Consider the following 9460-nt stretch of genomic DNA (forward strand, 5'->3'; position numbering starts at 1 on the left):
CAGAGCGTCTCCATGGTAAGGAGAAGGTCAACGGTTCGATTCCGTTTTGGGGCTCAGAGAGAGCTTGAGAAGAAGGCCCCCGCCTGATGGCGGGGGCCTTCTTCATTTCTCCGCATTTCTTGCCTACCGCCTGGGAAGTCCGGCCTCCCGATTCCGTTCGCGCTCGGGTGCCGGCCGCCGGCCGGCACCCGCCGCAGTTCACTCCGGGATGCGCAGGGTCAGAATGGCCATGTCGTCGGACGGGGCGTCCGAGGCGAAACGTTCCACGGCGCGCAGCACGCGGGCCGCCACCGCGCCGGCGGTCAGACCCGTACAGTTGCTCAGCACCTCGGCCAGGCCGTCGTCGCCCAGCATGCGGGTGCCCTCCCGGCGCTCGGTGACGCCGTCGGTCACACAGAGCAGGACATCACCGGGGTTGAGCATGGTGTTCTGCTCGTACAGCTCCAGGTCCTCCATCACGCCGAGCAGCGGCTGCGGATCGGCCGCCGCCTCCACCCGGCCGTCCTGCGTCAGACGCAGCGGCAGCGGGTGACCGGCGCACACCATCTTCAGCAGCGCGCCGCCGCCCGGCTGCGGCCACAGCTCGCCGTACAGCAGGGTCAGGAAGCGCGAGCGCGAACCCTCGTCCAGGATCGCGGCGTTCAGCCGCTCCAGTACGGCCGGGCCGCCCAGGCCCTCCCTGGCCAGCAGCCGCAGCGCGTGCCGGGCGAGGCCGGTGACCGCCGCCGCCAGCGGGCCCGTGCCGCACACATCCCCTATCGCGAAGCCGTAGGCGCCCTCGCGGATCGGGAACACGTCGTAGAAGTCGCCGCCGACCTCGTTGCCCTCGCCCGCCGCGCGGTAGATGACCTCGACGTCCACGCCGTCGATCTCCGGCAGCTCGGGCGGCAGCAGGCTGCGCTGGAGAGACTGGCTGGTGGCGGTGCGCTCGCTGTAGAGGCGGGCGTTGTCCAGCGCCAGAGCGGCCCGCCGGGAGAGGTCCTCGGCCAGCTCCAGGACGTCCTGGCGGAACCGCTCGTCGGCGGGCTGGCCGAGTGCCAGCAGACCGATGACCCGGTTGCGGGCGATCAGGGGCAGCAGCACCGTCTCCCCGCCCACCGCCGCCGCCGTGGCCAGGCTCGGGCCCGGGGTGCGCGGCGCCGGCAGCCGGCCCATCGCCAGACTCCGCAGCGAACTGCGCAGGGCGGTGTTGTGCGCGGCGTCGGACGGCGCGGTCCAGGGGCGGACACCGAGACGGATGTCGGGGTCCGGCGGGTCGACGCGGGAGAGCAGGTCCTTGATGCCGTCGATGCGGTCCTCGTCCTCGTGCAGCACATAGGAGAGGACGGGTTCCGAGGCGGACTCGGCGATGGTGTAGACGGCGCACCAGGTGGCCAGGGTGGGGACCACCATCTGGGCCATCAGGGCCAGCGTCTGGTCGCGGTCCAGGGTGCCCGCGAGCAGTTCGGACGCCTCCACGAGGAAGGACAGCGAGTTGCGGCGCAGCCGCTCCAGCTCGGTGAGCCGGGCGGACTCCACGGCCAGCGCGATGCGGTCGGCGGCGAACTGGAGGCGCAGCGCCTCCTCGTTGGTGAACCGGCCCGGCGTCTCGGAGGCGACGCCGAGGGAGCCGGTGAGCCGGCCCTCCACCTTCAGCGGCACGGTGACCACGGCGTGCATCCCGGTGCCGGACAGCAGCGGGACGGCGCCGGGGGACTGGGCCAGGTCCTCGTGGACGGAGGGCATCCGGGCCGAGCCGTACCGGCCGCTGCCGGCCTCGACCGGGACCCGGGCGAAGCGCTGGCGCGCGGCGGGCAGGCCGGTGGTGGCGCGTACCTCCAGCTCGGTCTCGTCGTCCGTGGCGAGGAGCAGGAAGGCGGCGTCGCCGTCCAGGAGGTCGCGGGCGCGCTCCACGGTGCGCTGGAGCAGGCCGTCGAGGTCGTCGGGCGGTGGGGAGCCGATGAGGGCGTCCAGCGGGTCGCTCTGCGGCCGGTCGCCGCCGTCGGGGCTGTTGCCGGTGCGTACCGGGCCGCGGGTCGGCGTCTGGAGGATGGCACGCTCACGGTCGTGGACGATCAGGCAGACCGTGGAGGGCTCGCCGCGGGCGTCGCGGACGCGCAGGTGGCAGGCGTAGACGGGGACGGTGCGCCCCTCGCTGTCGCGGAGCCCGTAGCTGCCCTCCCAGCGGGAGAGGGACAGGGCCTCGGCGATGCCGGTGCCGGTGCCGGGGGTCTGCGGCCAGGCGGCGAGGTCGGCCAGCGGTTTGCCGATGACCTGCTCCGGCGGGTAGCCGAACAGGGACTGCGCGTCGCCGTTCCAGGCGGTGACGGTGTCGGTGCGGTCCACCTGGATGACGGCGACCTTGACCCGGGTCTCGGCCAGCGGCAGCGCCTCGGTGGGCAGCGGCGGTCCGGCGGCGCGGGTGCCGGCCGGGAAGGTCTGTTGTTCGAGGCGGAACCACACGCACTTGTCGGCGGTGGTGTAGTCGACGCCCCAGCGGGAGGCGAGCGCGGCGCACAGCATCAGCCCCCGGCCGCCCTCGCTGTTCAGGTCGCGGCCCCGGCTGCTCTCGCCGAGCGGCAGCTCGCGTTCGGGATGGCGGTCGACGATCTCGAACCGTACGCCCGTGTCGTCGCGCAGGCAGCGGACCTCCGCGGCGGTGCCCGCGTGGATGACAGCATTGGTGACCAGCTCACTGGTCAGGACGACGGCGTCCTCGATCAGCTCGGCGAGTCCCCAGCCCTGGAGGGTGTCCCGGACGAAGCCGCGCGCCGTGGCGACCGAGCGCCCAACCGGCTCGAAGGTGGCAGCGGCTCGCGCGGTGATCACGTCACTCCCCCAAAAAAGGTCTCTCGTCGCTCGCGGCGCCTCGTCGAGGGGCCGGAAGCCAGGTTACTGACGTCGACCGCCCGCGCGGGCGGCGGATGCGGTGATTTCCCCCCGACCGGGATACGCGGGTGTGCGATGCTGCCGAACTGTTATCGCCCGGTTCTTCGAGGGTGAAACACTGGGAAGGCTCGTTGAGGTATGCCCGGGCGAAATGGTGGATCCTGCAGGAGGGACACAGTGGTGTCTGAAGGAGCGGTGGCACGCGCCGGTAAGAGTGGGCGCGGCGGTAAGTCGCGGGGGAGCGGCACGGTGGAAGTGGACGCCGTGGCGCTGGGCCGGCTGCTCTCCGCTCTGGAGTCGATGCGGGACGGGAACTTCCGCCGGCGGCTGACGGTCGCCGGCGAGGGGCCGATGGCGGAGCTGGCGGCCGTGTACAACGAGGTCGCCGACCGTAATCTTCATCTCACCGGCCAGCTGTCGCGGGTGCGCCGGGTGGTGGGCCGTGAGGGCAAGCTCACCGAGCGCATGGAGTCCGGGGTCAGTGACGGCGCCTGGGCGAAGGCGATCGACGACGCCAATGAGCTGGTGGACGATCTGGTCCGGCCGATGGCCGAGGTGGGCCGGGTGCTGTCGGCGGTCGCCGTCGGCGACCTGGAGCAGCGGATGGAGCTGCGGGCGCCGGGCGGCAACGGTGCGGCGCGTCCGCTGCGCGGTGAGTTCCTGAAGGTCGGGCGTACGGTCAACAGCCTGGTGACGCAGCTGTCGGAGTTCACCAACGAGGTGACCCGGGTGGCCAGCCAGGTGGGCACCGAGGGCAAGCTGGGCGGCCAGGCGCACGTGCCGGGGGTGTCGGGCACCTGGAAGGACCTCACCGAATCGGTGAACCAGATGGTGCTGCGGCTCACGGCGCAGGTGCGGGACATCTCCACGGTCACCAAGGCGGTGGCCGACGGTGACCTGTCGCAGAAGGTCACCGTGCATGTGGAAGGGGAGATGCAGGAGCTGAAGAACACCGTGAACTCCATGGTGGACCAGCTCTCCTCCTTCCAGTCCGAGGTGACGCGGGTGGCCCGCGAGGTGGGCACCGAGGGTCAGCTGGGCGGCCAGGCGCAGGTGGACGGCGTGGCGGGGGTCTGGAAGGACCTGACCGACAACGTCAACACCATGGCCACCAACCTCACGGCGCAGGTGCGGGACATCGCGCGGGTGACGACGGCGGTGGCCAATGGTGATCTGTCGCAGACGGTGCGGGTGAGCGCGCGCGGTGAGGTGGCACAGCTGGCGCGCACGGTCACCGAGATGAACGGCACGCTGCGGAACTTCGCGGACGAGGTGACGCGGGCGGCGTCCGAGATCGGCAGCGAGGGCCGGCTGGACGCGCAGGCCCGGGTGCACGGGGTGGCCGGGACCTGGAAGGAGCTGACCGACACGGTCAACGACGCCTTCCGGAATCTGACGGCGCAGGTGCGGGACATCGCCGAGGTGACGACCTCGGTGGCGAACGGTGATCTGTCCAAGAAGGTGACCGTGGATGTCTCCGGCGAGATGCTGGAGCTGAAGACGACGGTCAACACGATGGTCGACCAGCTGTCGTCGTTCCAGTCCGAGGTGACCCGGGTGGCGCGGGAGATCGGCCACGAGGGTGCGCTGGGCGGTCAGGCGTCGGTGCTGGGGGTCGCCGGGGCGTGGAAGGACCTGACGGACTCGGTCAACACGGCGTTCCGCAACCTCACCGCGCAGGTGCGGGACATCTCGCAGGTGACGAAGGCGGTCGCGAACGGCGATCTGTCGCAGAAGGTCACGGTCGATGTGTCGGGCGAGATGGCCGAGCTGAAGAACACCGTGAACACCATGGTGGACCAGCTGTCGTCGTTCGCCGAGCAGGTGACGCGGGTGGCGACGGAGGTCGGTATCGAGGGCCGGCTGGGCGGTCAGGCGCGGGTGGACGGGGTGTCCGGCACCTGGCGGCAGCTGACGGACTCGGTCAATGACATGGCCACCAATCTGACGGATCAGGTGCGCGGGATCGCGCAGGTCACCATGGCGGTGGCCGGGGGTGACCTGTCGCGGAAGATCACCGTGGACGCGCGGGGCGAGATCCTCGAACTGAAGAACAGCATGAACACGATGGTGGATCAGCTGTCGATGTTCGCGGCCCAGGTGACCCGGGTGGCCCGGGAAGTGGGTACGGAGGGGCGGCTCGGCGGCCAGGCGATGGTGGCCGGGGTCGGTGGTGTGTGGCGGGATCTGACGGATTCCGTCAACGACATGGCGACGAACCTGACGAGTCAGGTGCGCGGGATCTCGGAGGTCGCCCGGGCGGTGGCGCGCGGCGATCTGTCGCGGAAGATCACCGTCGACGCGCAGGGCGAGATCCTGGAGCTGAAGGACACCCTGAACCGGATGGTGGACCAGCTCTCCTCGTTCGCGGAGCAGGTGACGCGGGTCGCCCAGGAGGTGGGCACCGAGGGGCGGCTGGGGGGCCAGGCCCGGGTGGACGGGGTCTCGGGCACGTGGAAGGACCTGACCCAGTCCGTCAACAGCATGGCGAACAATCTGACCGATCAGGTGCGCGGGATCGCCGAGGTGATGAAGGCGGTCGCCGACGGCGATCTGACCAAGAAGATCACGGTGGACGCGCGGGGCGAGATCCTGGAGCTGGTCACCACGGTCAACACCATGGTCGATCAGCTGTCGTCCTTCGCCGACCAGGTGAGCGGGGTGGCCCGTGAGGTGGGTACCGAGGGTCAGCTGGGCGGCCAGGCGAGTGTGCCGGGTGTCTCGGGGACCTGGAAGGACCTCACCGAGTCGGTGAACCAGATGGCGACCAACCTGACGCTGCAGGTGCGCAACATCGCGGACGTCACCACCGCGATCGCGCGCGGTGATCTGACGAAGAAGATCGACATCAACGCCCAGGGCGAGATCCTGGAGCTGAAGAGCACCATCAACACGATGGTCGATCAGCTGTCGCTGTTCGCGGATCAGGTGATCCGGGTGGCCCGCGAGGTGGGGACGGACGGGCAGCTGGGCGGTCAGGCGGTGGTCCGTGACGTGGACGGCTCCTGGAAGGACCTGACGGACTCCGTCAACGAGATGGCGGGGAACCTGACCCGGCAGGTGCGCGGGATCGCCCGGGTGGCCACGGCGGTGACCCGCGGCGACCACACGGTGCGGATCGACACCGACGCGGCCGGGGAGATCCTGGCGCTCCAGGAGAGCGTCAACACGATGATCACCAACCTGCGGGACACCACGAAGGCGAACGACGAGCAGAACTGGCTCAAGAGCAATCTGGCCCGGATCTCGGCGCTGATGCAGGGCCGCCGCGATCTGAAGGACGTGGCCGGGCTGATCATGAGCGAGCTGGCTCCCGCGGTGTCGGCGCAGCACGGCGCGTTCTATCTTTCGATGCCCGCGGACGCGGAGTCGCCGGTGGTGGCGGGTCCGGATGACGGGGACGGTTTCGAGCTGCGGCTGATCGGGTCGTACGGGTATGCGGCGGGGGCGCATCCGACGTCGTTCCGGCCGGGTGACTCGCTGATCGGTACGGCGGCTGCCGAGCGCCGGACGATCATGTTCGGGCCGACGCCGGAGGGCTATCTGGCGATCTCCTCGGGGCTGGGGCAGGCGCCGCCGGCGCAGGTGATCGTGTTGCCGGTGGTGTTCGAGGACCGGGTGCTGGGGGTGCTGGAGCTGGCCACGTTCGGCGAGTTCACGGTCATCGAGCGGGACTTCCTGAACCAGATGGCGGAGATCATCGCCGGCAGCGTCAACACGATCAGCGTGAACACGCGGACGAAGATGCTGCTGGACCAGACGCAGGAGACCGCCGACAAGCTGCGGATGACGCGCAACGAGCTGGAGGAGCAGCAGAAGGCGCTGAAGAACTCCAACGAGGAGCTGATGCGCAAGGCGGATCAGCTGGCGCGCACCAACCGCGACATCGAGGTGAAGAACTCGGAGATCGAGGACGCCCGGCAGGTGCTGGAGGAGCGTGCCGAGCAGCTGGCGCTGTCGATGAAGTACAAGTCGGAGTTCCTGGCGAACATGTCGCACGAGCTGCGGACGCCGCTGAACTCGCTGCTGATCCTGGCGAAGCTGCTGGCGGACAACGCGGAGGGCAATCTCTCGCGCAAGCAGGTGGAGTTCGCGGAGACGATCCACGGTGCGGGCTCGGATCTGCTGCAGCTGATCAACGACATTCTCGATCTGTCGAAGGTCGAGGCCGGGAAGATGGATGTGTCGCCGGCGCGGATCGCGCTGGTGCAGCTGGTCGACTATGTGGAGGCGTCCTTCCGGCCGCTGACGGCGGAGAAGAATCTGGAGCTGTCGGTCCGGGTGTCGCCCGAGCTGCCGCCCACGCTGCACACCGATGAGCAGCGGCTGTTGCAGGTGCTGCGGAATCTGCTGTCGAACGCGGTGAAGTTCACCGATACGGGTTCGGTGGAGCTGGTGATCCGGGCGGCGGGCACGGAGGTGCCGTACGAGATCCGTGAGCAGATGCTGGCCAACGGGTCGATCGAGAGCGCGGACGCGCCGCTGGTGGCGTTCTCGGTGTCGGACACCGGCATCGGGATCGCGGCGAGCAAGATGCGGGTGATCTTCGAGGCGTTCAAGCAGGCGGACGGCACCACCAGCCGCAAGTACGGCGGTACGGGCCTGGGCCTGTCGATCAGCCGGGAGATCGCGCGGCTGCTGGGCGGGGAGATCCACGCGGCGAGCGAGCCGGGGCGCGGGTCGACGTTCACGCTGTTCCTGCCGCTGCACCCGACCGAGCTGCCGCCGCCCGGCTACCGGCAGCTGACGGAGGGGGCGCCGGTGCTGGACAGCGCGCAGACCCGGGAGGCGATCGCCCGCAAGGCGGCCGAGCGGCGGGCGCTGGAGGCGGCGCGCTCGGCGGAACAGGAGGCCGCCGCGGAGGCGGTGGCCCCGGCCCCGGTGGCAGGTGCCCCGGCCGCTCCCGCGCTGCCGCGGGCGCGCGGCAGCCAGGAGCAGGAGCGGGACGGGCAGGAGTCGCGTACGGCGGCGGCCGCGGCCGAGCGGGCGGCGGCCACGATGACGCGGCGGTTCCGTGAGCCGGCCGTGCCGGAGGCGGCCGCGCCCGACGAGGCGTCGCCGGCGGGCGCGCCGGGGAAGGAGACCGTGCGCCGGCGGCGGGAGTTCCACGACTTCCGGGGCCGCAAGGTGCTGATCGTCGACGACGATGTGCGCAACGTGTTCGCGCTCACCAGCGTGCTGGAGCAGCACGGCCTGTCGGTGCTGTACGCGGAGAACGGGCGTGAGGGCATCGAGGTGCTGGAGTCCAACGAGGACGTGGTGCTCGTGCTGATGGACATCATGATGCCGGAGATGGACGGGTACGCGACGACGGCCGCGATCCGGCGGATGCCGCAGTTCGCGGGGCTGCCGATCATCGCGCTGACCGCGAAGGCGATGCAGGGCGACCGGGAGAAGAGCATCGAGTCGGGTGCCTCGGACTATGTGACCAAGCCGGTGGACACCGATCATCTGGTCGCCGTGATGGAGGAGTGGATCGAGCGGAAGTGACCGCTCCGACGGGGGCGTTGGCGGAACCTTCCCGGACCGGCGGGCGTTGACGGGGTGCGGTTCACTCTGTTCGCCGGTCCATGGCCCGCGTGGTATGGTGACGCAGCGCAATGCGCTGATCACCGGGCGCCTTGTGTGGTCGGTTGCTGACACGGCGGGCAGGACGACCGCCCGTGGAGCGGGGACCCGGCCGAAGTGATTCGGCTTCCCGTGATGAAGCGGGGCCCACCGAAGGCCGCCGCCCCCTGGGCAGGTGACCGGGATCGCTGGCGGTCCCGCTCGCGTGGGTGCCAACATGTCCGGCACAGGAACGGGCGGCGTGCACAACCACGGCCGCTCTGAACAGCGGCGCGCCACGGCGGCGCCGCGAGGGGCGAGGAGGACGGGCCATGGTGCAGAAGGCCAAGATCCTCCTGGTCGATGACCGGCCGGAGAATCTGCTGGCGCTGGAGGCGATCCTCTCGGCGCTCGATCAGACCCTGGTCCGGGCATCGTCAGGGGAGGAAGCGCTCAAAGCGCTGCTCACAGACGATTTCGCGGTGATTCTGCTGGACGTCCAGATGCCGGGGATGGACGGGTTCGAGACCGCCGCGCACATCAAGCGGCGGGAGCGCACCCGGGACATCCCGATCATCTTCCTCACCGCGATCAACCACGGTCCGCACCACACCTTCCGCGGCTACGCGGCGGGTGCGGTGGACTACATCTCGAAGCCGTTCGACCCGTGGGTGCTGCGGGCGAAGGTCTCGGTGTTCGTCGAGCTGCACATGAAGAACGTGCAGCTGCGCGAGCAGGCGGCGCTGCTGCGCCGTGAGCTGGAGGGCGGTGCCGCACCGGCCGACACCACCGAGCGCGGTCCGGGCGGGCTGCTGCCGGAGCTGTCGGCGCGGCTGGCGGCCGTGGAGGAACAGGCCGAGGCGCTGTCGAAGGAGCTGGCCGAGTCGGGCGGCTCGGCGGCGGTGTCCACGGCGGCGCATCTGGAACGGAAGCTGTCGGGGCTGCGCAGAGCGCTCGACGCTCTGGAGCCGGGAGCCGGTGACCCCGGTCCGGCCGACGAATCCCCGTGATCGTTAGTTGCGTCCAGGTGCGGTTTGGGGGGGCG

At 70.5% G+C, this 9460-nt stretch carries 3 protein-coding genes; 2 read left to right on the plus strand and 1 reads right to left on the minus strand.

The features are described from left to right. Window positions 1-198: 198 nt before the first annotated feature. Window positions 199-2808, minus strand: a complete 2610-nt coding sequence (locus tag ACFV5N_RS19770; protein WP_385601395.1) for a SpoIIE family protein phosphatase — start codon at window positions 2806-2808, stop codon at window positions 199-201. Between the two features lie 315 nt (window positions 2809-3123). Between ACFV5N_RS19770 and ACFV5N_RS19775 the strand changes: the two genes are divergently transcribed. Next, window positions 3124-8358: a HAMP domain-containing protein gene (locus ACFV5N_RS19775; protein WP_385601398.1), complete on the plus strand. Its 5235-nt coding sequence runs from the start codon at window positions 3124-3126 to the stop codon at window positions 8356-8358. 389 nt (window positions 8359-8747) lie between these two features. Continuing rightward, on the plus strand, window positions 8748-9425 hold the full coding sequence (locus ACFV5N_RS19780) for a two-component system response regulator (protein ID WP_019435072.1): 678 nt from the start codon (window positions 8748-8750) through the stop codon (window positions 9423-9425). Window positions 9426-9460 lie beyond the last annotated feature (35 nt).

The organism is Streptomyces sp. NPDC059853 (assembly GCF_042731495.1).
Classification (GTDB): domain Bacteria; phylum Actinomycetota; class Actinomycetes; order Streptomycetales; family Streptomycetaceae; genus Streptomyces.